The sequence below is a fragment of the Pseudoalteromonas sp. 1181_04 genome, from assembly GCF_052850545.1.
In genome coordinates, this window is sequence record NZ_VXCS01000002.1 from 186,571 (window position 1) to 213,501 (window position 26,931).

Consider the following 26,931-nt stretch of genomic DNA (forward strand, 5'->3'; position numbering starts at 1 on the left):
ATTTGTGAATAGATGACCAAATAGCTGAAATGCTTAAAATGTTTTCATCGAAAGGGCTGTTTATTAATTTTAAAAGGGTTAGAATTTGCCTGACTCCACACAATAAATTGCTGTACAAATTTTCCATCTAAGTAGGTGGTATAGATTTAAGGAACATGTAATGACACGAAATGAAGGGCAAGCCTCGGTTATCTTAGATAATGTCTGTAAGCTGATCCAGAAAAAAGTTCACGCTGATAATGTGTTACTCGTTGAGAAATTCGCCAAATCCTTGTACAGCAATATGTCTAAAGAAGATTTGGCACATCGCAATGATAGTGACTTATATGGCGCTGCACTTAGCCTATGGAACTCGCTAGAAAAAAATACCTCTGATGATGCGGTGATCCGCGTTTTCAATCCTGAAGTAGCAAAAGATGGCTGGCAGTCATCACACACAATCGTCGAAATTATCGCTAAAGATATGCCATTTTTAGTTGATTCTGTTCGTATGGCGATGACCCGCGAAAATATCGCATCTCACTTGCTATTACACAGCCCACTTAAGATTCAACGCGATAAAAACGCTAAAATTTCGGCTTTATCAAATTTAAAAGCCGAACAAGAGTCTAGCTCTACAAAAACAGTGTTTTTTATCGAAATTGATCGCCAAACAGATTCTTCAGTGATTGACTCGTTCAAAAAAGAGCTTGAGTCAGTGTTGAACGATGTGTCTACTGCGGTAGAAGATTGGCAACCGATCCGCAAAAAGTTAATTGCGGTCAGTAAAGAATTACCAAAACGTAACCATAACAACAATGCAAGTGAAGTTGCAGAGACTGTTGAATTCTTAGATTGGTTAGTAAAAGATAATTTTACATTAATGGGCTATCGCCAATACGATTTGTCGCCAGTACAAGGCGATTACCAGCTCAAAGGTAAAATCGAGGGCAGCTTAGGTTTAATGAAGAATTCAACCGAAGAGCATTCTCGCCTGTTATCTGAATTACCAGAAGTTGCCCGTCAAGAAGCCCGTAGCAATAACCTGTTGATCCTTACAAAAACCAATTCGTTATCACGCGTACATCGCCCAGCATACATAGATTATGTAGGGATTAAACGTTTTGATGATGAGGGGAATGTGATTGGCGAAGACCGTTTCATCGGGTTGTTTTCATCAAGTTTTTATAACAACAGCGCCGCTGATGTGCCGGTTTTAAAAAGTAAAATAAATCGCATTATGGAAATGTGTGATTTTGCCAAAGGCACTCATGCTTATAAAGCGGTGTTAAATATTCTTGAAACCTATCCGCGTGATGAACTTGTTCAGGCCCGTGAAAGCGAGTTACTTGAAGTTGCAATGGGTGTTTTACAAGTACAAGAGCGCGATATGTGTCGCTTATTTGTGCGTAAAGATGCTTATGGTCGTTTTTTCTCTTGCATGGTCTATGTACCGCGTGAGCGTTATAACACAGCGCTGCGCCGTGAAACACAAGATATTTTAGGCAATGCATTTAATTCAGACGATAAAGTCGAATTTACTACCTTCTTCTCTGAGTCTACACTGGCGCGTACTCATTATACCGTGCGTGTGACTGACAACAATATAGAATATAACGTGAAAGACATCGAAAATAATTTAGTAGAAGCCGCTCGTACTTGGGAAGATAAATTACAATCAGCACTGTTAGAGTCTGCTGGTGAAGCACGTGGTAACGAATTAAACCGCAAATATTGTAATGCGTTTGCTCGTTCTTACAAAGATGAAGTACTGCCAAGTGCCGCTGTTGTTGATATTGAAAAGCTTGAACTATTGAATGACGATAACAAGCTTGAAATGTTGTTTTACCGTCCGCAAGAAGAAGCGAACAGCAACATTGTACGTTTAAGCTTATTCCACAAAGATGAGCCAATCCATTTATCAGACGTTATGCCAATGCTTGAAAACTTTGGCTTGCGCGTCATTGGTGAAACGCCTTATTCGGTTAAAACCAGCGATGGCCGTATCAACTGGATCATGGATTTCTCAATGCTACTTGATAGCAAAGGCATTGCAGATTTCGATAAAGTATCAGCACGTTTTCGTGCCGCACTTACTAGTGTGTGGAGTAACCGTTTAGAAAATGACGGCTTTAACCGTTTAGTGTTAATGGGTGGCTTAACTGGTCGCGAAGCGTCAATTTTACGCGCTTATGCAAAATACATGCGCCAAGTTGGGGTTACTTTCTCGCAAACCTACATCGAGAGCACATTAGCTAATTACCCGCACATTGGTTCGCAAATTGTTAATTTATTTGCTAAAAAGTTCTCTGTTAAAAGCCCTGCTAGTGTTAAAACGCTTGATAAGCTAATTGCACAAATTTATGTAGAACTTGAAAACGTTGCTAACTTAGATGATGACCGTATTATTCGTTTATACGTCGATATGATCATTGCTACGCTGCGTACTAACTACTTCCAAAAAGATGGCATCGGTCAGTTTAAGTCTTATGTGTCGTTCAAAGTAAATCCAAGCTTAATTCCAGATATGCCATTGCCATTACCGGCATTTGAAATATTTGTTTATTCTCCACGTGTAGAAGGTGTGCATTTACGTGGTGGTAAAGTTGCGCGTGGTGGCCTGCGTTGGTCAGATCGTCGTGAAGATTTCCGTACTGAGGTTTTAGGCTTAGTAAAAGCACAACAAGTAAAGAATACAGTTATTGTACCTGTAGGCTCAAAAGGCGGCTTTGTTTGTAAACAACTGCCAACGGATCGTGACGCATTCTTCAAAGAAGGCCAAGAGTGTTACAAAATCTTCATTCGTGGTTTATTAGATATCACAGATAACATTATCCAAGGCGAAATTGTGCCGCCGGTTGATGTAACTCGTCATGATGAAGATGATGCATATTTGGTTGTAGCAGCTGATAAAGGTACAGCTACTTTCTCTGATATTGCCAATGGCATTGCCAATGAATATAACTTCTGGCTAGGTGATGCATTCGCATCAGGTGGTTCAGTAGGTTATGACCATAAGAAAATGGGTATTACAGCCAAAGGTGCATGGGAATCGGTTAAACGTCATTTCCGCGAAATGGACATTGATACACAAACAACTGATTTTACGGTAGTTGCAATTGGTGATATGGCTGGAGATGTATTTGGTAATGGTATGTTGTTATCCAAGCATATCCGTTTACAAGTGGCATTTAACCACATGCATATCTTTGTTGATCCAAACCCAGATTCAGCGACGTCTTACCCAGAACGCGAGCGCCTGTTTAACTTACCTCGTTCATCGTGGGAAGACTACAACAAAGACTTGATTTCAGCGGGCGGCGGAGTGTTCTCACGTGCGGCTAAATCAATTACTTTAACGCCAGAAATGAAAAAAATGTTGGGCACTAAAAAAGCCAGCATGACACCAAACGAGCTGATCAAAGCATTCTTAATGATGGAATTCGATCTATTATGGAATGGCGGCATTGGTACTTACATTAAGAGCAGTAAAGAAAGCGATGCAGATGTAGGCGACCGTGCAAATGACGCTCTACGTATCAATGGTCGTGAGCTTGGTGCAAAAGTACTCGGTGAGGGTGGTAACTTAGGTGCAACCCAATTAGGACGTATTGAATTTGCTGCTAAAGGCGGTCGCGTTAATACTGACTTCATCGATAACGTAGGTGGTGTTGCGTGTTCTGATAACGAAGTAAATATCAAAATTTTACTTAATGGTTTAGTTACAGCCGGTGATTTAACGCGTAAACAACGTGATGAACTACTGTATTCAATGACCGATGAAGTTGCACAACTGGTACTGAAAGACTGTTATCGCCAAACGCATACACTGTCAATTACGCAATCAAAAGGCTCATCAACGCTTAAAGAAAAAGTACGCTTTATTCATGCCCTTGAAAAAGATGGCAAGTTAAATCGTGCAATTGAATTTATTCCAAGCGATGAAGAGTTGGCAGAACGCGCTGCAGCGGGTAAAGATTTAACTCGCCCAGAGTTATCGGTGCTTGTGTCTTACGCTAAAATGGTACTTAAAGAGTCACTCGTGACTGACGACATCACAGAAAATCCATATTATCGTCAGCTATTAGTGAAGTCTTTCCCTTTACCACTACGTGAAAAGTTCAATACTGCGATGGATAATCACCCACTGCGTAAAGAGATTATTGCTACTAAATTAGCTAATAATATCGTTAACGATATGGGTCTGAACTTCATGGTACGTATGCATGAAGAAACTGGCGCAAACGAAGCTGAAATTGCGTTATGTTACTCTGTTGCCAGTGAAGTATTCCAAATGCGTGATACGTGGTCTGCAATTGTTGATCTTGATAACAAGATCCCAGCCGCAGTGCAAACTGAAATGTTGTATCAATTACGTCGTACAGTACGCCGTGCAACGCGTTGGTTCTTACGTCATCGCAATAAAGCGCAAAATATTGAGCAAACAATTGCCTTCTTTGCACCGACCTTCGCTGATTTAAGTGCAAACTTAACTACCTACATGGTTGAAAAAGAAAGTGAACGTTTATCTGCGGCCGCAGACAAGCTTATTGAAAGTGCAGTGCCAGCTGAGCTTGCAACACGTATTGTATCGCTCTCTAGCTTGTTCTCAGTAATGGACTTAGCAGAAGTTGCTGCAAATTCAGGGCGTAGTATTGATATGGTATCTAATACCTACTTCAAACTAGGTGCACGGATGGGACTGCATTGGTTCCTTGACCAAATTACTCATCAGCCGGTGGCGAATCATTGGCAAGCATTGGCCCGCGCTTCATACCGTGAAGAGCTTGATTGGCAACAACGTACACTATCTGAAGTTGTTTTAAATAACTTTGCTGGTGATAACAAAGATGTTGACGGTCAAATTGATCAGTGGATGGACAGCCAAGATTTATTACTACAACGCTGGAAGCAAATGTTAGCTGAATTTAAGACTTCACAAAGTCATGATTTTGCTAAGTTCTCAGTTGCATTACGTGAACTTATGCTACTTAGTCATAACTGTGATACATCTGCAAAATAAGCAATTGATACTGACTGATTATTTTCCCACATGAAAATAATGAGTTAATCGTTAAAATTGTTATACAATACCCCAGCCTAGTCTGGGGTATTTTTTTATTAAGAGGATTATTTCATGTTTTACGATCTTGCTCGCCGTTTTATGTTCACCCGTGATGCGGAATGGGCCCATGAATTTGCACTTCATAACTTGCGCCGTTTTAACAATACCCCGTTCAGTGCTGCATGGTCGCAATCAGTGGCAGATCGTCCAGTCGAATTTTTAGGTTTACAGTTTAAAAACCCAGTAGGATTAGCAGCTGGCCTTGATAAAAATGCAGAATGTATTGATGCGTTTGCAAAGATGGGTTTTGGCTTTATTGAGGTAGGTACTGTGACACCTCGTCCACAAGTCGGTAATGACAAGCCGCGTATTTTCCGTCTGCCGGAGTCAAATGCAATTATCAATCGTATGGGCTTTAATAATAAAGGTGTTGATAACCTAATTAATAACGTTAAGGCTGCTAAATACGACGGCATTCTAGGTATCAATATTGGTAAGAATAAAGATACCCCAAATGAACAAGGTAAAGACGATTACATCCACTGTATGCGTAAAGTGTTTGAACATGCCTCATATATTACTGTCAATATCTCATCACCAAATACGCCTGGACTTCGTGATCTGCAATATGGTGCTGCACTGGATGATCTATTGCAAAGCCTTAAAAATGAGCAGCTTGATTTGATCGCCAAACATAATAAACAAGTGCCAATGCTAGTAAAAATTGCCCCAGATCTTGATGCTGTGCAAATAGCTCAAGTTAGTGAATCATTATTAAATAACAACATCGATGGTGTAATAGCGACGAATACTACCTTAGAGCGCGCTGCGGTGCATGGACAACAATATGCTGATGAAGCCGGAGGCCTGTCAGGTCAGCCAGTACGTGAGCGCTCCACTCATGTAGTGCAAGAATTAAAACGTTTAACCGCAGGTAAGTTGCCGATCATTGGAGTGGGCGGAATTGATGATGCAGCCAGTGCGAAAGAAAAATTATCAGCAGGAGCGGATCTTGTACAGGTATACACTGGATTTATATATAAAGGACCGCAATTGGTAAAAACGATCCTGCAAGGCTTATAAGGATCCGTTATTTAAGCTTTTGATCGTTCAATAAATGTTCTAAAGAAATATATATTAATTGGTCAAAAGCCGCTATACTACAATATTCATAAGATTAATTAGTAGGGGCGTAGGGAACGCATGTTACAAGCATCAAAGCAGTGGAAATGGATTGCTTGTCCAGTAAGAAATCGTTTATTGATCGATTTAGATCAAGATATGCAGCTGTGCACGCCTTATAAACTACGTCAACTCACCGATGCTATTTTAACCCAACCTAACTTTAGTTTAGAAGATGCCGCCTTTTATCAGCAGGTTTACCAATATCTTGCTGGATTTAATCTTTGGAATGGCGCGCAGCTATGTCAAATTGCGCTCAATGCGACAGCAGCTAAATTTTATTTAAAGCCAATGCTGGCAAAAAGTTGGTTTTTCGAACCCTACAAAGGCAATGAGCCCAGTATAGAAGCCGTTATAAAATTGCAAACTAGCGAACAAAGTGGTGAGTTTTTGATTGTTGACCACTGTAAAGAAGCCTCTTTATGCATTTGTCTATCTGAGCATTTTAAGCTTGATGAAAACTTAAGCCTTAATCAATTTGAAGCTATTCGTATACTTAACAATCGTGTCCATCCAATTTATAACCACGCACAAAACAGTAAAACAGCCTAAGCATATTTTTTGTAGTTCCTTTGTTTATCGCGTGTTTGTCGCCCAACCTATGTTATAATCCCGCGCAATTAGCTATTAAGGGTTATTACTTTGCATTTTATCGCACTTACTTCTATCGGAATCGAAAATTTATTGGTTGATGAACTTACTGACATTGGCGCTACGGTGACCAAACAAACAGTCGGTTCTGTGCGTTTTGACGCCGACACTACATTAGCACAAAAGGTCTGTTTAATGAGCCGCTTCGCGACACGAGTGCTGATGTTGATCGAAGAGAAAGAGGGCGTAAATAATAAAGAAAGCCTTTACAATTTTGCTCGCTCACAGCCTTGGCAGGAATGGTTTGGTCCAACGCAAACTTTTGCAGTCGACTTTAATGGTACCAACGACTCACTTAAAAATACCCAGTTCTCAGGTTTAGTGATCAAAGATGCGATTGTTGATTATTTTAATGATTTATTTGAACAGCGGCCAAACGTTGATAAACAAGATGCCAATGTACGCGTTGTTGCGCGTTTATCGCGTCAAGGTGTGGCCATGTATATCGATTATTCAGGACCGCGTTTATCTGAACGTGGTTATCGAGAAGGTCAAGGTAAGGCACCTATTAAAGAGCATTTAGCGGCAGCACTGATCAAACGCAGTGGTTGGCTTGACAATGTTCAACAGCCGCTATTTGATCCCTGCTGTGGTGCAGGTACTATTTTGATTGAAGCTGCTGGCATGGCGCGTAATGAAGCGCCGGGTTTATTCCGTGAGGGATTTGCATTTGAGCGCTTACCAAGTTTCCGTATTGCTAAATACAAAGAGTTAAAAGAGCAGCTTACAGCACAAATTACAGATCCTAAACTATGGCTTATTGGCCATGACAATGACGCTAATGTACTAAGCAAAGCAGTAGATAATGCTCGTAGAGCTGATCTAGGTGATGTGATCAAGTTTAAACAAAGCGATGCAACTAAGCTTACCTCAGTGGCAAAATTACCAGGTGTGGTTATTTCAAATTTACCGTATGGTGAACGTATTGGTTCGATGGCTGAGTTGGTAAGTTTACACAGTGCTTTAGGTACAGGCTTTAAAAAACATTTTAATAACTGGAAACTTGCTCTACTAGGCATGGATGAGAGTTTATTTAAATTATTAAAGCTGGTGAAACTCAAGCGTTATAAATTTAAAAATGGTCCACTTGATGTGGTACTTAATTTATATCAACTTGATGACAAACAAGTCAGCCAAACAACTGAAGATAAGCCTGCATTGAACTTTGAAGGTTCAATGTCGTTTGCTAATCGGGTTAAAAAGAATAAGCAAGGCTTGAAAAATTGGCTCAAACAAAATGATGTGCAGGCCTATCGTGTCTACGATGCTGACATCCCTGAATACAATGTAGCTGTTGATATTTATGGTGATTCAGCGGTAATATTTGAGTACGCTGCGCCGAAAGAAATTGACGATGTAACAGCGCACAAACGTTTACAAGACGTGATTTCGTTAACCTCACAGCAGCTCAATATAGCACCTGGAAATATTGCTGTAAAAGTACGTAAAAAGCAAAAAGGTGAAGAGCAATACACACCGATGGCTAAGCAAAATCGTACTCAAGTAGTTGAGGAGTTTGGCGCGAAGTTTAAAGTCAATTTATTTGATTACTTAGATACTGGCTTGTTTTTAGACCACCGTCTTGCGCGTCGTTATATCCAAGAAAATGCCAAAGATAAACGCTTCTTGAATTTATTTGCCTACACAGGGACAGCCTCTGTACATGCCGCTCTGGGTGGCGCTAAAGCGATAACCACGGTTGATCTATCGAAAACCTATTTAAAATGGGGCCAAGATAACTTTGACCTGAACAATATTAGCAATACTCGTTATCGTTTCGAACAAGCTGATTGTTTGAAGTGGCTTGAGCATGCCACAAGCCAATACGATTTGATCTTTTTAGATCCGCCAACGTTTTCAAATTCAAAACGCATGAAAGATGCTTTTGATGTACAAAATGATCATATTAAATTACTGACATGGGTCAAAAAAATCCTCAGTCCATCTGGCACGTTGATTTTCTCGAATAATATGCGTGGCTTCACCATGGATGAAGTTGGCTTGATTGGCTTAGGCTTAAAAGCTGTTAATATTTCAGAGCAGACGATTTCTCCTGACTTTAAACGCAATAAAAAAATACATAATAGCTGGTTGATAACCCATGGCTAAGTGGATTTTGTATCATACCGATGGCTGTCATTTATGTGAGCAAGCGCAGAGCTTGATCACGCCGTTGTTAGGTGATGATCTGTTACAGCTTGTTGATATTATGAGTGATGAAGAATTAATTACAGAATATCAGACCAGTATACCCGTTTTAAAAAGCGATCAAGGCCCGCAATTATTTTGGCCTTTCACTGCGCAAGATGTGCGTCAGTTTTTTACGCAAACAGAATAAGAGTAAACAGATAGTATGGATTTAATTAGAATTTCTAAAGCTCAACTCGCGTATGGTACGCATCCACTGTTAGACAACGCTGATGCCGTCATCGAAACTGGTGAGCGTGTGTGTGTGGTTGGTCGTAATGGTGCGGGTAAATCAACGTTACTAAAAGTCCTTGATGGCCAAGTTATTTTAGATGATGGTGAAATAAATCAGTTAGGTAGTATTAAAATATCGCGTCTAGAGCAAGATCCACCAAAAGGGGCTAGTGGCTCGGTGTTTGATTATGTTGCTCAAGGTATGCCTGAGATTGCAAATTTATTAATTGACTTTCATCACGTCAGCACTGAGTTACAAACTGACTGCACAGATAAACTACTTAATAAACTTGAACGTTTATCAAATCAACTCGAAGCCGCAGATGGTTGGCGTTTTGATAGTAGAATTCAACTTGTATTAACACAGTTAGAATTAGCACCAGAAGCCAAACTTGAATCACTTTCTGGTGGCTGGTTACGCAAAGTTGCTCTTGCACGGGCACTTGTCAGTGAGCCGGATTTATTATTACTTGATGAGCCTACTAACCATTTAGATATGGAAAGTGTGATGTGGCTTGAACAATTCTTAAAAGAGTTTAAAGGCGGTATTGTCTTTATTTCTCATGACCGTGCTTTTATTCGTGCAGTTGCTACGCGTATTCTTGATTTAGATCGTGGTAAGTTAATTTCATACCCTGGCGATTATGCTACTTATTTAGAGCAAAAAGCCCATGATTTAAAAGTAGAAGAAACGCAAAACGCATTATTTGACAAACGCTTAGCAGAAGAAGAAACGTGGATCCGCCAAGGTGTAAAAGCACGTCGAACGCGTAATGAAGGGCGTGTCCGCGAGCTCAAACAGCTACGTAATGAACGCAAACAGCGTGTTGATCAAGTGGGTAAAACTGACTTCAATATTGAAACTGCAGACCGTTCAGGTAAATTAGTATTTGAAGCTAAACATCTAAATCATGCATTTAATAAAGATAAAGTTATCGCCAATGACTTCTCTACATTAGTAATGCGTGGCGATCGTATTGGCTTAGTTGGCCCTAACGGTATTGGTAAGACGACTTTATTAAAACTGCTATTTGGTGATATTGAAGCTGATGCAGGGATTGTTAAGCAAGGGGTGAACTTAGAGTTTGCTTACTTTGATCAATACCGCCAAAAGCTTGATGAAGAAGCCACCGTACAAGATAACGTTGCCGAAGGTAAGCAAGAAGTAATGATGGGCGGACGCTCACGTCATGTACTCGGTTATTTACAAGACTTTTTATTCCCACCTGCGCGTGCTCGTACACCAGTTAAAGCACTCTCTGGCGGTGAAAAAAATCGCTTATTATTAGCTAAACTATTTTTAAAACCATCAAATATTCTTGTGCTTGATGAGCCAACCAATGATTTAGATATAGAAACCCTTGAGCTGTTAGAGGATATTATTAATCAGTATCAGGGAACTGTGTTAATTGTAAGCCATGACCGTGAGTTTATTGATAATACCTGTACCAGTGTTTGGGCATTTGAAGGTAATGGGGTAATTACAGATATTGTCGGTGGTTACAGTGATTATGAAGCCTATGCTAATTATTTAGCACAGGAACAAAAAAAACAGCTAACTACACCTGCTAAAAAAGAAGCAGTCGTTGCACCAGCTCCTGTGGCTAAAGCAGATAACAAAAGTAATAAACTCTCTTACAAATTAAAACTTGAATTAGAACAATTACCCAGTAAGCTGGAACAACTTGAACAAGCATTAGAAGCACAGCAAGTTGTGGTTAATGACGCTGATTTCTTTAAACAAGATGCCAGTGCGACAACCAAAGAATTGAACCATTTAGCACAACTTGAGTCTGACCTTGAAGCCGCTCTGGAGCGCTGGGAAGAACTTGAAGATTTAAAGAATCAGTAGTAAGGACTAAAATGAAATATAAATTACTCGCGGCTAGTATTTTAGCTACGATGAGTACATCAGCAATCAGTGCAACATATCAGTTGACAGAGCTGAGTTCTTTAGACGAAGCCAAGCATAATTACGTAAAAGATGTCAGCGAAAGTGGCAATATAATCGGCGTTGCTAACGGTATTTACAATTTACCTATTGATGTTAGTTATATCGATTTTGGTGATAATGTAATTGAAAGTGCTTACCGTGAGCGAGAAAAGTATTTTAAGAACATTGATAAAGAAATTACTTTTACGCTTGATGATATTGAAAAAAATAATGCGGCGGCAACTAACCCAGATGCACACAGTTTTATGCTTTCATTTTTATCAGCACAAGCTAATAACTCAGAATATCAAAAACTGGCAAATATTGTTGGTTACCATGTTTTGAATGGTGAAGCTCAAGAGCAAGTACTGTTTGATGTTGCATCAGTCGATTATGATGGCCTTACACGATCAGTTAGCAATAACTATAATGCAGTGGCTGAAGACGGTGTTACTGTGGGTTGGGGCAGTGCACCTTATGAGAAAACTAGCTTTCTTCCTGAGGGTGAAAGTGAAGAAGAAACACGATTCGTGCGTGATTTTATCTCTCGGGGCATTGTTGTATCGCCATCGGGTTTAAATGTGCCGTTAGTGCCTGAGTATGCGGAATTTGGTGGCTTAAGTTCAACCAACGATATCGTTAAAACAAACACCGGTTATATTGTCGTTGGGCAAGTATCAACAGGGATCCCAGTTGATAGACAAGAAAATATTGATGATAATTGTGATGGTGAAGATGAACCTGTCAGTGTTTGTATTGAGAATTTGTATAGAAGCACATCATCACGATTGTTCGATACCCGTGCAGTTAAGTGGACACTTGATACAAATTTAAACATTACTAAAACTGAACCGCTTGGTTTGGGTCTTACACCAGAAGATGATGATGGGTTTGCATTTATAAGTAATGCACTTGCTGTTAATAGTAATGGTATTGTTGCCGGTTACTCTGACATTCGTGATAATAACAGATCGTCAACAATTAGATCGTTGCCTGTTTATTACAAAGACGGAAACGTTGTTGAAATGCTCAATCAAGAAGATGATTGGACAGGTGGTAAGGCAGTAGCAATTAATAATAATAATACGATTGTTGGTTATGGAATAAAGAGAATTGATGGCTCAGATCGTCAAAAATTCTTTTATCATGATGTTGCCAGTAATAGTACTGTATTCCCAACGGATTTCTTTAATAGCTCCAGCTCAGTTGCCAATGATATTAATGACAATGGTTATATTGTTGGTGAAGGTGAAACTGACCTATTTAATGTTGGTGCGCGTCGCCGCGAAGGTTTCCTGTACAAGATTGGTGAAGATGCGATTACAAACATAAATGATTTACTGCCTTGCTACGAAGCAGATGGTGAAACACGTTACGGTTATGTTGTTGCAGAAGCTAAAGTGATTAACAATAAAAACGAAATTTTTGGTGTTGCTACTAAAACGGTCGAAAAAACTGATTCATTAGGCGGTGTTGTACGAGATATCAATGGTGAAATAGAATACGAAAGTATTGCAGTGCCAGTGAAGTTATCTCCTATTAACGGGACTATTGATAGTTGTTCAGCTCCTGAAACGGAAACTTATGAACGTCAATCGTCTAGTTCTCCTTGGTATACGTTATTGTTACTACCGTTAGTTGGTCTGCGTCGTATATTGCGATAAGTATTGAAATTATTGCTAGGTGATCCAGCATTAACGGTCACTTAGTATTAAAATAAAAAACCCTGCTTTGCTAAGCAGGGTTTTTTTTGTCTATACTTTAAATTGAAACAGTTATTTTTTATGACGATTTAACCATGCTTTACGCACTGAGCGGCGCCATAGTAAATCAACACCGAAATAGCCTATTATGGAGGCAACACACGCACAAATAAACGAGCCAACTAAAAAAGCAGGACCAATGGTGGTTAAGCTTTCCATAAACCACTGCCAACTTGGTTCAAATGCAAAATGTTGCTCCGGCTGCCCTAACACTAACGTGCCAATTAAATACGAACAATAAAAAATAGGCGGCATGGTTAGCGGGTTGGTGATCCATACTACGGCGACAGAAATAGGTAGATTTACTCGTAATGGAATAGCCAACGCAGCAGCAAGCACCATCTGAAAAGGAACAGGGATGAAAGCGAAGAATAAACCGACTGAAAATGCCCCACGAGCTGAGCGACGATTTAAATGCCATAGATTAGCATCGTGGAGTAAACGACCAAAAATTTTTAAATATTTATGATGTTTAACTTTATTGTGATCGGGTAAAAACCTTTGGATCGTTTTTTTAGCCATTTAAAGCAACCATTTACATCTGTTTGGTTAAGCGTTGGGTTTGTCGTTGGTTGTATCATAACCGTTTATTATTATCAGACCCTTGTATTTACAGTTTTCGCGTTATCTCTGTTAATTGCGAGTGCCTATTTTAAGCCGTTTTACAGTGTATTGTTAGGTTTTATTTGTGGAATTTTGTGTGTATGGGGACATTTTTCCAGCTTTTATGCAATTTCCAGCTTGGCTTTGGATGAAAATAAACCACATCTAAGTAATGTTACGATTGTTGAAGTTATTTCTCAGCGTGATAACTATTATTTAAAAGTTCAGCTCAATGAGATAGATAATCAGCCTCTATCAAATATTAAGCCTCCTTTTGCATTGCTCACATTAAAAAACGACCAGAGACTCAAAGTAGGTGATCACGTTACAACGTGGCTTGAATTAGAAAAATATCGCAGCCAAAAAAATTATGATGTGTTTGATAAAGAGCGTTACGCATTTAGTGAGCGACTATTTTTTAAAGGCAAGCAAGTTGGTAGTATTATCGAAATATCTAACAACCATGAATTTGAGCTAATTGAAAAATATCGTAATTTTATCAAACATACCTACCAGCATAACTCACTAAATTGGCTGTTTTATCCGCTAATGACTGGCGACCGCAGTGCTATGAGTTTTTCACAAAAGCAAGAATTACAGCAATTTGGTATTAGCCATTTATTGGCTATTTCGGGATTACACATTGGCTTGATGTTTAGTATCGGTTTTTTTATAACTCGCTATTTAACAAGCCTTTTTATTTTTGTGGTTAAACCAACTACACAGCAGATCAATTTGTCACTTATTTATAGTTTAGGTGGATTTGTGCTTGCTTTTAGTTATGTGTACTTAAGTGGTTTTATCGTCTCTGCAACGCGTGCGCTGATCATGCTAGGGTGTTATTTAGTTATTTATTACTTTGCTAAGCAGGCACTACGCTGGCGATTTATCTTGTTTGCATTGGTATGTGTATTACTAATTGATCCATTTAGTTTACTTAATCCGGGACTTTATTTTTCATTCACTGCGGTGGCAATTATCTTTTGGGTTTTTAGTGTTATAACCGTAACCAGCTCCGGCTTTTTAGCCATCATAAAAACACTTATTATTCTACAGCTTGCATTGTTTATTGGTTTACTACCATTATCACTTTATTATTTTAATGGGGTCAGTGTAATTGGCTTAGTTGTTAATTTAGTGGCTATCCCATTACTTGGTTTAATTATCATGCCTTGCTTAGTAATGTTTTCTGCAATGAGTGTGTTTTTTGATATTAGTGGGTTGATTAGTGTGTTTGATTCATTATTACAACATATTTATCAACTCTTATTGTTGATCCCGGTTGATTTTCGTTGGTTTGATACCACAAATTTTAGCCAGCAATGGCTTATTAGTAGCTACATTACAGCAATAATTGTGTGTTTTTTGCCCTGGCGTTTATTGGCATGCATACCATTATTACTGGTTGTACTCGATCATTATTTACTGACCAAACCGCGCTGGCAGCTAAATGTATTCGATGTCGGTCATGGCACCATGGTGTTAGTCAGTAATCGAGATAAAGGTTTTATCTATGATCTTGGCCCAATTTATTTTAATACATTTACGCGGGTCAACAGCACCTTAATACCTTATTTAAAAAGAAACGGCATTGAGGCGGAAGTTGCGCTCATCAGCCACATGGATAAAGACCATGCTGGAGGGCTTATCCATTGGTTAGAGCAAGGTTATCAGCATACTTTTAAATTGCTACAACCAAATGGGCCAGAGCAAGTTTGCAGAGCGGGCGAATATAGTTTTTATGACTTAACCATTACCGTGAGCGAGCCAGCACAGCATTTAATAACTGATAATGATAACTCTTGTGTCGTGCGCATTAGCGATGGCAGGTTCAGTGTTTTGCTTCCAGGTGATATTTCAGCAACAAGAGAAGCGCAACTAATCCAGCAGCAAGGGGTGCTTAAAAGTACGGTATTACTGAGTCCTCACCATGGCAGTAATACCTCATCGAGTGATGCATTTATTGCTGCGGTTGCTCCTGAGATTGTTATTCATTCAACGGCATATAAAGGACAGTGGCAATTTCCACGTACAGAAGTTATAGCACGTTATGCTACACAGCATGCTTTACAATATACAACAGCGAATAAAGGGCAGGTTAAAATTGAATTTTATCCACATCACTACACAGTAAACCTAGCTCGTGAAGATGAAAGTTATTGGTTTCTAAAAGATTGAGTTTAGTTTTGTGCAACTGGAGGCTACAATAGCCACAGATTATGAATAAGAGAGTATTATGGACCAGACTACATCACAAATTTATAAGCGTTTATTGACGTATGTGGGGGATTATAAAAGCGTTGCCATTTTTGCTGTTATTGGCATGATTGGTTACTCAGCGATGGATGCTTTATTTATCCAACTAATGAAGCCATTTATAGATCAGGGCTTAAATCAACGCAACGCTGAAGTATTAAAATACGCGCCATTTGTTGTCATCGCGTTAGTATTTGGCCGAGGTGTTTTTAATTATATCTCGTCTTATTGTTTAAGTTATGTGGGTTCACAAGTTGTCCGTTCGTTACGTCAGCAATTATTTGAGCATATTTTACATTTACCGGTTGCATTTCATGATCAAAATTCAACGGGTGATTTGATTTCAAAAATAACGTTCGATACAGAGCAAGTACAGCAAGCGATCACCAAAGCGATGCTCATTGTGGTCAGAGAAGGCGCGTTTGTGGTGTTTTTGCTAGCTGTGATGTTTTATACCAGTTGGAAGCTGTCGTTAATCTTTTTGGTTATAATTCCCTTAGTGGCCGTTATTGTCTCTGTTGTATCAAAACGTTTTCGCCATATCTCTAAAAACATTCAATCAGCAATGGGACAAGTTACCCGTAGCTCAGAGCAAATGCTCAGTGGTCATAAAGTTATTCATGGCTTTGGCGGTCAAGCGCAAGAAATAACTCAGTTTGCAAAAATTAATAACCATAACCGTCAGCAGCGTATCAAAATGGATGCCACTAAAGCGCTTAGTGTATCTGTGATTCAAATTTTGGCTGCCAGTGCAATGGCCGTTATTCTCTGGGTGGTTTCCATGCCATCAATGATTGATACAGTGAGCTCTGGGGATTTTGTGGTGCTTATTTCATCGATGATGATGTTATTACGCCCTTTAAAGCAATTAGCTAATGTAAATAGTGATTTACAGCGTGGCATATCTGCAGCGCAAAGTATTTTTTTAGTGCTTGATGAAGAGGCTGAAAAAGACGTCGGTACAATTAGTGTAGATAAAGTAAAAGGTATGATTGAAGTTAAAAATGTCACCTTCAATTACCCAACGAAAGCAGAAGCTGTATTAAAAAACTTATCGCTCACTATAAAAGCAGGCGAGAGTATTGCGTTAGTTGGGCGTTCTGGTTCTGGTAAATCAACCATTTCAAACTTATTACCGCGTTATTATGACTTACAACCGCCCAGTGAGATTTTACTCGATGGTGTGCCATTGGCGGATTATAAGTTAACTGATTTACGTCGCCAATTTGCTTTAGTATCCCAGCAAGTAGTGTTATTTAATGACACTATTGCTAATAACATCAGTTATGGCATTGCACGTTCACTTAGCGATGACGAGGTGTTGAATGTGGCAAAACAAGCACATGTGTGGGAATTTGTTAAAGATTTACCCGATGGTCTAAATACCATGGTCGGTGAGAATGGTGTAATGTTATCAGGCGGGCAGCGACAACGAATAGCAATTGCGCGGGCGATATTAAAAGATGCACCAATCTTGATTTTAGATGAAGCAACCTCTGCATTGGATACTGAGTCTGAAAAACTGATCCAGCAAGCTTTAGAAGCATTAATGAAAAATAAAACCTCTATTGTGATTGCCCACCGATTATCAACAATCGAACAAAGCGACCGCATCTATGTTATTGATAATGGTCAAGTGATAGAAAGTGGTGATCACACCAGCTTACTGGCTAATGATGGCACGTATGCAGCGCTTTGCAAGATGCAATTTGGTGATCACGGGTGAGTAAAATAGAACAGAGTTGGTATCGAGAAATAAGCTTTATTACCATATTACTTTTACCACTGAGTGTATTATTTTGGTTTATAAGTGATCTGCGTAAATTAGCGTATAAGCTAGGTTTATTGAAGGCATACCAAAGCCCTGTGCCAGTTATCGTGGTAGGTAATATTAGCGTTGGTGGTAATGGGAAAACCCCCTTTGTGATCTGGCTTGCGAATTACCTACAGCAGCGTGGCTTAAGGGTTGGCATTATTAGTCGCGGCTATGGCGGTAATAGTGATAGCTATCCACTTACTGTGACTGAGCATACCGACACGACTCAGGCAGGTGATGAGCCCGTACTTATTCAACGCAGGCTTGACTGCCCTGTAGTTGTAGGCCCAGATCGACAAGCGAATATAAAACAATTAATTGCGCAATATCAGCTTGATGTGATTATTTCCGATGATGGTATGCAACATTATAAAATGGCCAGAACAATAGAGTGCTGTATTGTTGATAGTGAACGGCGTTTTGGCAATGGCTTGTTAATGCCTGCGGGGCCACTGAGAGAAACACAAAAACGTTTAAAATCAGTTGACTTAGTTATTGAAAATGGGGGGGATGCCACGTTTAATTATCAGCTAAAAAGTGCTGATTTAGTAAATGTTGCCACTAATATAGCCACTCAAGTCCCGCTTTTGACCGGTCACGCAGTGAGCGCCATTGGTAATCCACAACGTTTTGAAAATAGCTTACGTCAACAAGGCATTACATTGCTAAGTTGCCATCATTTTCGAGATCATTATGGTTATACAGCACAAGATTTCATAAAATTTAATGATGAAATAGTGTTTATGACGGAGAAAGATGCGGTAAAATGTCATTCATTTGCAAAACCAACGTGGTATTTTTTACCCGTTGACGCAGAGCCATCCCCTGCGGTGGTTTCTAAACTTAACTTATTACTGAGAGAAAAAGGGATCCTAGATGGCCTTTGATACAAAATTACTTGAAATAATTGCTTGCCCAGTGTGTAAAGGCAAATTACGTTTAGACAAAGAAAACAATGAATTGATCAGCACAGCTGCAAAACTTGCTTACCCTATTCGTGATGATATTCCTGTATTACTAGAAAATGAAGCGCGTGAATTGAGCCTAGAAGAGATTGAAAAGTGGAATTCGTAGTCGTTATTCCTGCACGCTTTGCATCGAGTCGTCTACCAGGTAAACCACTTGCTGATATTTGTGGCAAACCGATGATCCAACATGTTTATGAAAAGGCGATGGCGTCAGGGGCAAGTAAGGTCGTGATAGCCACCGATCACCAACAGGTTTTTGATGTTGTCAAAGGTTTTACTAATGATGTATTAATGACTCGAGATGATCATCAGTCAGGCACTGAACGGCTAGCAGAAGTTGTTGATTTATTATCTCTCAATAACGATATTATTGTAGTGAATGTACAAGGTGATGAGCCTTTATTAGCCGCTGAAAATGTCTCGCAAGTTGCTGCTTTACTTGCTAATTCAAGTGCGCCAATGGCGACCTTGAGTGCTGCCATTGATAGTGTCGATGAGATCTTTAATCCCAACGCAGTTAAAGTCGTCAGCGATGTAAATAAAAACGCACTGTACTTTTCTCGTGCCAGCATTCCCTATGATCGAAGTCATATGTACACAGGTGAAAATAACGGATTAGACATACAAGATTTTCAACGTCATGTGGGTATTTATGCATACCGCGCTGGTTTTATTAAACAATACATCTCACTGACGCCATCCCCATTAGAGCAACTTGAATCTCTTGAGCAATTACGTGTTTTATATCATGGCTATAAAATAAAAATAGAACAGGCAAAAATAACACCGCAAGCAGGGGTTGATACGCCTGATGATTTAGCGCGTGTAGTCGCTATACTGCAAAGTCATTAAGTGGTGAACACGTTCACATTACTCAAGGTTATAGCAAAGCACCTTGATTTTTATATTATAGAAAAACCTGCCGGGCTTAATTTCCATAGTGAAGAAGGCCCAGGGTTTGTAGTACTCGCTGAGCAACAACTGGCAGAAAAGTTATATGCTGTGCACCGCCTTGATAAAGTGACATCGGGGCTAATAATTTTAGCACGCAGTAGTGAAGCGGCTGCAAAGCTGACAGTTTTATTTACTGCTCATCAAGTTAATAAGTTTTATTTGGCGATAAGTGATTGCAAACCGAAGAAAAAGCAAGGTTGGATCAAAGGGGATATGGCTAAATCACGCCGTAGTACCTATAAGCTACTAACAAGTAAAGAAAACCCAGCCATAACTCGCTTTTATTCTATTAATTTTAAAGCCAATAGAAGGGCATTTATTTTAAAGCCTTACTCGGGTAAAACGCACCAACTACGGGTCGCGCTAAAAAGCCTTTCTGCGCCGATTTTAGGTGATGTAATATACGGTGGTACTGCTGCTGAGCGCACCTATTTACATGCTTTTGCACTAAGTTTTGTGTGGCAAGGTAAACTACAGCAATTTAGTTTGTTACCGCATTACGATGATGAGTTTACAACATTAATTGAACATGAAAATTTTCAGCCTTGGCAGACACCATGGCAACTGGATTGGTAAATGAGTGAAAAAGTAACCGATATCCGTTTTGGTGGTATCAAAAGATTATATGGCAACACTGAATTTGAATGGCTACAACAAGCCCACTTTTGTGTTATTGGTATTGGTGGCGTGGGCTCGTGGGCGGCAGAGGCTCTAGCACGTACTGGAGTTGGTAAAATAACCTTAATTGATCTTGATGATATTTGTGCAACTAATGTAAATCGGCAAATTCATGCCTTAACAGGTACAGTAGGGGAAGCAAAGGTTGTCGCAATGAAGGCCCGCTGTGAATTGATCAATCCACTGTGTGAGGTCAGTGTTGTCGATGATTTTATTACTTTAGATAATATTCGTGAGCATATAAGTGGTTTTGACTATGTCATAGATTGCATTGATGCAGTAAAAGAAAAAGCGGCATTAATAGCGCATTGTAAACGTAACAAAATACCGGTGATCACCACCGGTGGTGCTGGCGGTCAAACTGATCCGAGTCAAATCACTTTTGGTGATGTAGCAAAGACCACCCATGATCCATTACTGGCAAAAGTCCGATATATTTTGCGCAAGCAGTACAACTTTAGTAGCAATCCAAAGCGAAAATTCAACATCGATTGTGTTTATTCAACTGAGCAATTGGTATATCCAAGTACTGATGGCAGCGTTTGTCATGCTAAACAGGGGGCTGATGGCTCGATGAATATGGATTGTAACAACGGTTTTGGTTCAGCGACTATGGTAACCGGAAGTTTTGGTTTTTTTGTCGCAGCAAAATCAATACGTAAATATTTAGATCGCTGCGCACGTACCGTGAAAAGTTAGTTTTTCTGTTCTGCCATGGTTTGAATACGCTCAACCATGGCTTTAATACCGTTGCCTCTGGAAGGACTAAGGTGCTGGATAAGCCCTAGATGATTAAACTGTGCAAATGCGTCAGTGTTAATAGCTTGTTCAGGGGTTAAGCCATTATAAAGCGACAAAATGATCGCTAATAATCCTTTTACTATGCGGGTATCTGAGTCACCAATAATAACTAGGCAATTTTCTTCAAGATCAAAATCCAAATACAGCCAAACTTTACTCTCACAGCCAGGCACAAGGGCATCACTGGTTTTTAAAACAGCCGGCATAGCTGGTAATTGTTTACCTAGTAGCATTATTTCACGGTATTTTTGTTGCCATGATGGCGATCTCTCAAGCGATAAAGCAATTTCTTTAAACGTTTTAATCATGTCTTATCCATAATTAGTCTAATAACTCTAAGCAATTTTGCAAAGCAGCGATAAATAAATCAACATCGCTATGGTTATTATAAAATGCAAAGCTGGCTCGAACACTGCCATTAATACCTAAATGTTGCATTAATGGCTGCGCACAATGATGACCGCTGCGAACTGCTATACCATAACCATCTAAAAGTGTTGCTATATCGAAAGGGTGTTCGTCTTTATAATTGAAACAAAGGGTGCCAATATTGTTCTCAAGGTTGCTATAAACGGTAATTCCTGCGATGGATTGCAGTTTTTCTGCCGCATAATTAAAAATTACTTGTTCATGAGTATATACATTAGTCTTATTTAAACTGGTTAGATAATCGATTGCAGCTGCAAAAGCGATCACTGCAGCAATGTTTGGTGTACCTGCTTCAAACTTTGCTGGTGCCTGACGAAATATTGTTTTTGCTAATGTAACAGTTTCAATCATTTCGCCACCAGTTTGATACACAGCTAAACTATTTAACCGATCATAGCGACCATATAATCCACCTAATCCGGTTGGGCCGAGCATTTTATGAGCCGAAAAAACATAAAAATCACAACCGAGTTGAGGTAAATTTGGCTGTAAATGTAGCGCAGCCTGCGCGCCATCCACTAAGGTAATTGCGTCATGGCGTTTTGCGGCATGTAATATTGGGTCAAGATATGTGATATTACCAAGCGCATTAGACGCGTGAGTGATAGCAAGTACAGATGGCTTATGCTGACTGATGAATTCAACACATGCTTGAACATCAAAGCAGCCATTTTTTTGTAACGGAAGTGCCAGTAGCTTTGCTCCCGTGCGCTTTGCTAACTGTTGCCATGGCACAATATTAGCGTGATGCTCTAAGGCTGAAATGATGATGGTTGAATCATTATCAAGCTGCTCAGTTAAGCCATTCGCCACTAAGTTTATTGCCTCAGTAGCTCCTTTGGTCCAAACTAATTCATTTGCCTCGATATTAAAATAATTGGCAACGGTCTGTCTTGCTTGTTCATAGGCATAGGTTGCTTGTTCGCTTAAGGTATGGCGGCCACGATGAACATTAGCATTATTGCGTGCGTAAAATTGCTCAGTCGCGCTGATAACTGACAGTGGTTTTTGGGTGGTTGCAGCCGAATCAAGATAGACCAGCGGTTGCCCGTTGATGAGTTGTTTTAGGGCAGGAAAGTCTGCGCGAATTTTTTCTATATTAAACATAACTTTTCAACACCAAGCACAGCAAAGCCGAATTAAAAACTGAATCGGAATTGTAATGGCTTTGTGATATTTCTCAAGGACTAGATACAAAAAAGGCCGCAAATGCGGCCCTTTTTAGCATTAACTAAAATTAACGCTTGTCTGTCGCTACGTAATCACGGTGTGTGTGACCAGTATATAGCTGACGTGGACGGCTGATCTTATGACCAGGTTGCGATAACATCTCGTCCCAGTGTGTGATCCAACCAACAGTACGTGCCATTGCGAAGATCACAGTGAACATGCTTGTTGGGATACCAATTGCTTTTAAGATAATACCTGAGTAGAAGTCTACGTTAGGGTAAAGTTTCTTCTCAACAAAGTATGGGTCTTCTAAGGCAATTTGCTCAAGTTTCATTGCAATATCCAGCAATGGATCTTGAATATTAAGCTCAGCAAGTACTTCGTGACAGGTTTGACGCATTACAGTTGCACGCGGGTCGAAGTTTTTGTAAACACGGTGTCCAAAGCCCATAAGACGGAATGGGTCCGACTTATCTTTTGCTTTAGCAACGTATTCGTCGATGCGATCAACAGAGCCAATTTCTTCTAACATGTTTAAACATGCTTCGTTAGCACCGCCATGTGCAGGGCCCCATAGTGATGCGATACCCGCTGCAATACATGCATATGGGTTAGCACCAGAAGAGCCAGCTAAGCGTACTGTAGACGTTGATGCATTTTGCTCGTGATCAGCGTGAAGCATAAAGATTTTATCCATTGCTTTAGCAGTCACTGGATTAACTTTATATTCTTCAGCTGGTACAGAAAACATCATATGTAAGAAGTTTTCTGCATAGCTTAAATCATTACGTGGATAAACGAATGGTTGACCTACGTTATATTTGTAAGCCATCGCTGCGATAGTTGGTAGCTTAGCAATTAATTTTACTGCACTTGTTTTACGTTGTGTTGCATCAGTAATATCAAGATCTTCATGATAAAAAGATGATAATGCACCAACTACACCACATAGCATAGCCATTGGATGGGCATCAAAACGGAAACCTTGGAAGAAGTTTGCAATTTTCTCATCAAGCATCGTGCTATGTGTAATTTGTGATGCAAAATCAGCATATTGCTCTTTAGTTGGTAACTCACCATTTAGCAGTAAATAACACAACTCAACATAATCTGAGTCTTCGGCTAGTTGTTCAATTGGGTAACCACGGTGAAGTAATATCCCTTTGCCACCGTCGATATATGTAATTGAAGATTCGCAAGAACCAGTCGACATGAAACCTGGATCATATGTGAAATGACCATGAGCACCTAACGTACGTACATCGATTACATCCTGACCAGCAGTACCTTGGTAAATTGGAAGTTCGATTGGATCTAGACCATCAATATGGACTGTGGCTTTCTTATCCGCCATCTATTTATCTCCTATTAAGATAACAACTCTGATTGTTATGTTCTGAATCTGTTTAAGCACATTCTTTTCATTTTAACGTGAAAGAGGGGGTTAAAGTCAATTTTTATAAACATTATGCACAAATGTATAATAAATATTCTCACGGGATTAAATATTATACCATTGGCTAATTCGCAAATAGCTATAACTAAACAAGAATTGTAAAAAGACCTCTGGCTATATATACTATCGAAGGTTTTATACCGTATTGTCTGTAGGTAAACGTTATTTTTACAGCTAATCTTTGCAAAAATGTGAATTTTAGTCGTAACAAAACGCTTTACTTAGATAGTTCCATCAGAAAAATCGTTTTTTGGTGGGTTAAGAAAAACAAGTAGATGAGCTCCTAGTGGGCAAGATGGGCAAGTAACTGTGAAAAAGCAAAGACCTGTAAATCTAGATCTAACAACTATATCTATGCCGGCAGCGGCTAAAGCATCAATTTTTCACCGCGTCACCGGTGTTGCATTATTTTTTGCTTTAACGTTTGTCATTTGGGCTTGGTCAGAGTCTCTTTCTTCAGCTGAAGGTTTTGAATTCGTCAAGGGTCTGTTTAGCGGATTCATTGCCAAATTTATAGCTTGGGGCACCATTTCTGTATTGGCGTATCACCTTATTGGTGGTATCCGTCATATCATTATGGATATGGGACATTGGGAAGAACTTGAATCAGGTAACCTTAGCGCTAAAATTGCAATGGCACTTGGCGTTGTGGCTTCTGTATTAGCAGGGGGGTGGATATGGTTTTAAATCAAGCAACTCTAAAACGTGACGGCATACAAGATTATGTCTCGTTACGTACCACGGCACTAGTAATTACCGCGTATGCGATTTTTATTATTGGCTACTTCTTATGTACACCAGAAGTCACTTTCGAAGCATGGCAAGGCCTGTTTTCAAACCTAGCAATGAAAGGGTTCACACTAATTACCCTTGTTTGCATTATGGTTCATACCCGTATTGGCCTTTGGCAAGTACTGACTGACTACGTTAAATGCGCAAAATTGCGTGCTGTTTTAGGTTTTGTTTTGAACCTAATGGCCGCTGCATACGTAGCAATTGGTCTAATCGTTCTATGGGGTGTTTAAGTGAAATATTCTGTTCGTGAATTTGATGCCGTCGTGATTGGCGCAGGTGGTGCGGGTATGCGCGCGGCACTTGCAATCACTGAATCAGGTAAAACCTGTGCACTTATCTCTAAAGTTTTCCCAACGCGTTCACACACTGTGTCTGCACAAGGTGGTATTACGGTTGCGCTGGGTAACTCACATGAAGATAACTGGGAATGGCACATGTACGATACCGTTAAAGGTTCCGATTTCATCGGTGACCAAGACGCTATCGAATATATGTGTAAAACTGGCCCAGAAGCAATTACTGAATTAGAAAACATGGGTCTACCGTTTTCTCGTTTTGAAAATGGCCGTGTTTACCAACGTCCTTTCGGTGGTCAATCGAAAAACTTTGGTGGCGAGCAAGCAGCACGTACCGCGGCTGCGGCTGACCGTACAGGTCATGCGTTATTGCACCTTCTTTATCAACAAAACGTTAAAAACAAAACCAATGTATTCTCTGAGTGGTATGCATTAGATTTAGTTAAAAACGATGATGGTAATGTAGTTGGTTGTACTGCTATTGATATTGAAACAGGCGAAGTTGTTTATTTCAAATCAAAAGCTGTGGTACTAGCAACAGGTGGTGCGGGTCGTATCTTCGCTTCAACTACTAATGCTCACATTAACACTGGTGACGGTGTTGGTATGGCGACACGTGCTGGCATTTCTATGCAAGACATGGAAATGTGGCAGTTTCACCCAACCGGTATTGCTGGTGCGGGTACGCTAGTAACGGAAGGTTGTCGTGGTGAAGGTGGTTATCTTTTAAATAAAGATGGCGAACGCTTCATGGAACGTTATGCACCGAATGCGAAAGACTTAGCGTCACGCGATGTTGTTGCCCGTTCAATGATGACAGAAATTCGTGAAGGTCGTGGTTGTGATGGTCCTTGGGGTCCACACATTAAGCTTAAACTTGATCACTTAGGTGAAGAAACGCTTAACCTACGTCTTCCAGGTGTATGTGATCTTGCTAAAACATTTGCTCACGTTGACCCTGCAAAAGAGCCAATTCCAGTAATCCCTACTTGTCACTATATGATGGGTGGTGTTCCTACTAACGTAAATGGTCAAGCGCTACAAATCGATGCTAACGGCAACGAAAAAGTAGTTGAAGGTTTATTTGCTGTTGGTGAAATTGCCTGTGTATCTGTACACGGTGCAAACCGCCTAGGTGGTAACTCATTACTTGATTTAGTTGTGTTTGGGCGTGCTGCAGGTAACTTCCTTGGCACTTACCTAAATGACGTTGAAGTATCAAAAGATGCCTCAGAATCAGATTTAGACGCTGCACTCGCTCGTTTCAATCGTTGGGAGAACTCAACAGTTGGTCAAGGCGAAGATCCAGTACAAATCAAGAAAGACCTACAGCAGTGTATGCAACTTAACTTCTCGGTATTCCGTGAAGGTGAGTCAATGGCAGCCGGTCTAAAAGAGCTTAAAGAAATTCGTGAACGTCTGCAGCATGCGCGTCTTGATGATAAATCATCAGACTTCAACACTGCACGTATCGAATGTCTAGAGTTAGATAACATGATGGAAACAGCATACTCAACAGCAGTTGCTGCAAACTTCCGTACAGAAAGCCGTGGTGCACACTCTCGCTTTGACTTCCCAGATCGTGATGACGAAAACTGGTTATGTCACTCAGTATTCAATCCGGTAACGGATGAAATGAGCAAGCGTGATGTAAACTATGCGCCGAAACTGCGCGAAGCATTTCCACCTAAAGCACGTACCTACTAGGAGCGAGA

Annotated in this window: 21 protein-coding genes; 17 read left to right on the forward strand and 4 right to left on the reverse strand. The window is 40.0% G+C overall.

The genetic code is table 11. The features are described from left to right. Positions 1-160: 160 nt before the first annotated feature. The 7 genes from FW757_RS02255 to FW757_RS02285 all read left to right on the forward strand — a co-directional run bounded on the left by FW757_RS02255 (position 161) and on the right by FW757_RS02285 (position 12,895). The gene (locus tag FW757_RS02255; protein ID WP_404687346.1) at positions 161-5,002 is read left to right on the forward strand and encodes an NAD-glutamate dehydrogenase; all 4,842 of its coding nucleotides are present in this window, start codon (positions 161-163) and stop codon (positions 5,000-5,002) included. 114 nt (positions 5,003-5,116) lie between these two features. Next, positions 5,117-6,127: a quinone-dependent dihydroorotate dehydrogenase gene (pyrD, locus tag FW757_RS02260; RefSeq protein ID WP_145233821.1), complete on the forward strand. Its 1,011-nt coding sequence runs from the start codon at positions 5,117-5,119 to the stop codon at positions 6,125-6,127. Positions 6,128-6,247: 120 nt separating this feature from the next. After that, complete coding sequence (locus FW757_RS02265; RefSeq protein WP_145233823.1) at positions 6,248-6,778, forward strand: cell division protein ZapC domain-containing protein; 531 nt, start codon at positions 6,248-6,250, stop codon at positions 6,776-6,778. Between the two features lie 90 nt (positions 6,779-6,868). Then, positions 6,869-8,986, forward strand: a complete 2,118-nt coding sequence (gene rlmKL, locus FW757_RS02270) for a bifunctional 23S rRNA (guanine(2069)-N(7))-methyltransferase RlmK/23S rRNA (guanine(2445)-N(2))-methyltransferase RlmL (protein WP_145233826.1) — start codon at positions 6,869-6,871, stop codon at positions 8,984-8,986. Further along, entirely contained in the window at positions 8,979-9,215 is a 237-nt protein-coding gene (locus tag FW757_RS02275) for a glutaredoxin family protein (protein ID WP_149981062.1), read from the forward strand. The genes rlmKL and FW757_RS02275 overlap by 8 nt, the downstream gene beginning before the upstream one ends. A 15-nt stretch (positions 9,216-9,230) precedes the next feature. Further along, entirely contained in the window at positions 9,231-11,150 is a 1,920-nt protein-coding gene (uup, locus tag FW757_RS02280; RefSeq protein ID WP_182717873.1) for an ATP-binding cassette ATPase Uup, read from the forward strand. A gap of 11 nt (positions 11,151-11,161) precedes the next feature. After that, on the forward strand, positions 11,162-12,895 hold the full coding sequence (locus FW757_RS02285) for a DUF3466 family protein (protein ID WP_446440817.1): 1,734 nt from the start codon (positions 11,162-11,164) through the stop codon (positions 12,893-12,895). A gap of 111 nt (positions 12,896-13,006) precedes the next feature. On the opposite strand, the gene FW757_RS02290 is transcribed toward FW757_RS02285, so the two are convergent. Continuing rightward, positions 13,007-13,516: a DUF2062 domain-containing protein gene (locus FW757_RS02290; protein WP_182830447.1), complete on the reverse strand. Its 510-nt coding sequence runs from the start codon at positions 13,514-13,516 to the stop codon at positions 13,007-13,009. A 225-nt stretch (positions 13,517-13,741) separates the two neighbouring features. On the opposite strand from FW757_RS02290, the gene FW757_RS02295 reads away from it, so the two are divergent. The 7 genes from FW757_RS02295 to tcdA are packed head-to-tail and all read left to right on the forward strand — an operon-like array spanning position 13,742 to position 20,968. Continuing rightward, positions 13,742-15,775, forward strand: coding sequence for a DNA internalization-related competence protein ComEC/Rec2 (locus FW757_RS02295; RefSeq protein WP_446440818.1), 2,034 nt, complete (start codon positions 13,742-13,744; stop codon positions 15,773-15,775). Positions 15,776-15,833: 58 nt separating this feature from the next. Further along, positions 15,834-17,579, forward strand: a complete 1,746-nt coding sequence (gene msbA / locus FW757_RS02300) for a lipid A export permease/ATP-binding protein MsbA (RefSeq protein ID WP_182783662.1) — start codon at positions 15,834-15,836, stop codon at positions 17,577-17,579. Further along, on the forward strand, positions 17,576-18,556 hold the full coding sequence (gene lpxK, locus FW757_RS02305; protein ID WP_404698890.1) for a tetraacyldisaccharide 4'-kinase: 981 nt from the start codon (positions 17,576-17,578) through the stop codon (positions 18,554-18,556). The genes msbA and lpxK overlap by 4 nt, the downstream gene beginning before the upstream one ends. Next, on the forward strand, positions 18,546-18,743 hold the full coding sequence (locus FW757_RS02310) for a Trm112 family protein (protein ID WP_182761317.1): 198 nt from the start codon (positions 18,546-18,548) through the stop codon (positions 18,741-18,743). Before lpxK ends, FW757_RS02310 begins: the two co-directional genes overlap by 11 nt. Further along, positions 18,731-19,489 (forward strand): 3-deoxy-manno-octulosonate cytidylyltransferase, encoded by a 759-nt coding sequence (kdsB, locus tag FW757_RS02315; protein ID WP_149981069.1) that lies wholly within the window; start codon positions 18,731-18,733, stop codon positions 19,487-19,489. The genes FW757_RS02310 and kdsB overlap by 13 nt, the downstream gene beginning before the upstream one ends. A gap of 3 nt (positions 19,490-19,492) precedes the next feature. Beyond that, positions 19,493-20,167: a TIGR01621 family pseudouridine synthase gene (locus FW757_RS02320; protein ID WP_257325926.1), complete on the forward strand. Its 675-nt coding sequence runs from the start codon at positions 19,493-19,495 to the stop codon at positions 20,165-20,167. After that, a complete protein-coding gene (gene tcdA / locus FW757_RS02325) occupies positions 20,168-20,968 on the forward strand; it encodes a tRNA cyclic N6-threonylcarbamoyladenosine(37) synthase TcdA (protein ID WP_182777569.1) in 801 nt (266 codons plus the stop codon). It begins immediately after the preceding gene. Here the strand turns inward: tcdA and FW757_RS02330 are convergent. The 3 genes from FW757_RS02330 to FW757_RS02340 all read right to left on the reverse strand — a co-directional run bounded on the left by FW757_RS02330 (position 20,965) and on the right by FW757_RS02340 (position 24,023). Beyond that, the gene (locus tag FW757_RS02330; RefSeq protein WP_182761321.1) at positions 20,965-21,378 is read right to left on the reverse strand and encodes a SufE family protein; all 414 of its coding nucleotides are present in this window, start codon (positions 21,376-21,378) and stop codon (positions 20,965-20,967) included. The two genes, tcdA and FW757_RS02330, sit on opposite strands and share 4 nt — an antisense overlap. A 13-nt stretch (positions 21,379-21,391) precedes the next feature. After that, positions 21,392-22,606 (reverse strand): aminotransferase class V-fold PLP-dependent enzyme, encoded by a 1,215-nt coding sequence (locus tag FW757_RS02335; RefSeq protein ID WP_404698889.1) that lies wholly within the window; start codon positions 22,604-22,606, stop codon positions 21,392-21,394. 130 nt (positions 22,607-22,736) lie between these two features. Next, on the reverse strand, positions 22,737-24,023 hold the full coding sequence (locus FW757_RS02340; protein WP_149981074.1) for a citrate synthase: 1,287 nt from the start codon (positions 24,021-24,023) through the stop codon (positions 22,737-22,739). Between the two features lie 411 nt (positions 24,024-24,434). On the opposite strand from FW757_RS02340, the gene sdhC reads away from it, so the two are divergent. The 3 genes from sdhC to sdhA are packed head-to-tail and all read left to right on the forward strand — an operon-like array spanning position 24,435 to position 26,923. Continuing rightward, entirely contained in the window at positions 24,435-24,812 is a 378-nt protein-coding gene (sdhC, locus tag FW757_RS02345) for a succinate dehydrogenase, cytochrome b556 subunit (RefSeq protein ID WP_446440819.1), read from the forward strand. After that, positions 24,803-25,150: a succinate dehydrogenase, hydrophobic membrane anchor protein gene (sdhD, locus tag FW757_RS02350; protein ID WP_169017830.1), complete on the forward strand. Its 348-nt coding sequence runs from the start codon at positions 24,803-24,805 to the stop codon at positions 25,148-25,150. The genes sdhC and sdhD overlap by 10 nt, the downstream gene beginning before the upstream one ends. Next, positions 25,151-26,923, forward strand: a complete 1,773-nt coding sequence (gene sdhA, locus FW757_RS02355) for a succinate dehydrogenase flavoprotein subunit (protein WP_182717863.1) — start codon at positions 25,151-25,153, stop codon at positions 26,921-26,923. Positions 26,924-26,931: the final 8 nt, after the last annotated feature.

Coding starts and splice junctions, on each gene's coding strand:
- FW757_RS02255 (WP_404687346.1), top strand. CDS start 161: ATGACACGAAATGAAGGGCAAGCCTCGGTTATCTTAGATAATGTCTGT.
- tcdA (WP_182777569.1), top strand. CDS start 20,168: ATGAGTGAAAAAGTAACCGATATCCGTTTTGGTGGTATCAAAAGATTA.
- uup (WP_182717873.1), top strand. CDS start 9,231: ATGGATTTAATTAGAATTTCTAAAGCTCAACTCGCGTATGGTACGCAT.
- FW757_RS02310 (WP_182761317.1), top strand. CDS start 18,546: ATGGCCTTTGATACAAAATTACTTGAAATAATTGCTTGCCCAGTGTGT.
- FW757_RS02265 (WP_145233823.1), top strand. CDS start 6,248: ATGTTACAAGCATCAAAGCAGTGGAAATGGATTGCTTGTCCAGTAAGA.
- FW757_RS02290 (WP_182830447.1), bottom strand. CDS start 13,516: ATGGCTAAAAAAACGATCCAAAGGTTTTTACCCGATCACAATAAAGTT.
- sdhD (WP_169017830.1), top strand. CDS start 24,803: ATGGTTTTAAATCAAGCAACTCTAAAACGTGACGGCATACAAGATTAT.
- FW757_RS02335 (WP_404698889.1), bottom strand. CDS start 22,606: ATGTTTAATATAGAAAAAATTCGCGCAGACTTTCCTGCCCTAAAACAA.
- msbA (WP_182783662.1), top strand. CDS start 15,834: ATGGACCAGACTACATCACAAATTTATAAGCGTTTATTGACGTATGTG.
- FW757_RS02285 (WP_446440817.1), top strand. CDS start 11,162: ATGAAATATAAATTACTCGCGGCTAGTATTTTAGCTACGATGAGTACA.
- pyrD (WP_145233821.1), top strand. CDS start 5,117: ATGTTTTACGATCTTGCTCGCCGTTTTATGTTCACCCGTGATGCGGAA.
- FW757_RS02330 (WP_182761321.1), bottom strand. CDS start 21,378: ATGATTAAAACGTTTAAAGAAATTGCTTTATCGCTTGAGAGATCGCCA.
- FW757_RS02275 (WP_149981062.1), top strand. CDS start 8,979: ATGGCTAAGTGGATTTTGTATCATACCGATGGCTGTCATTTATGTGAG.
- FW757_RS02340 (WP_149981074.1), bottom strand. CDS start 24,023: ATGGCGGATAAGAAAGCCACAGTCCATATTGATGGTCTAGATCCAATC.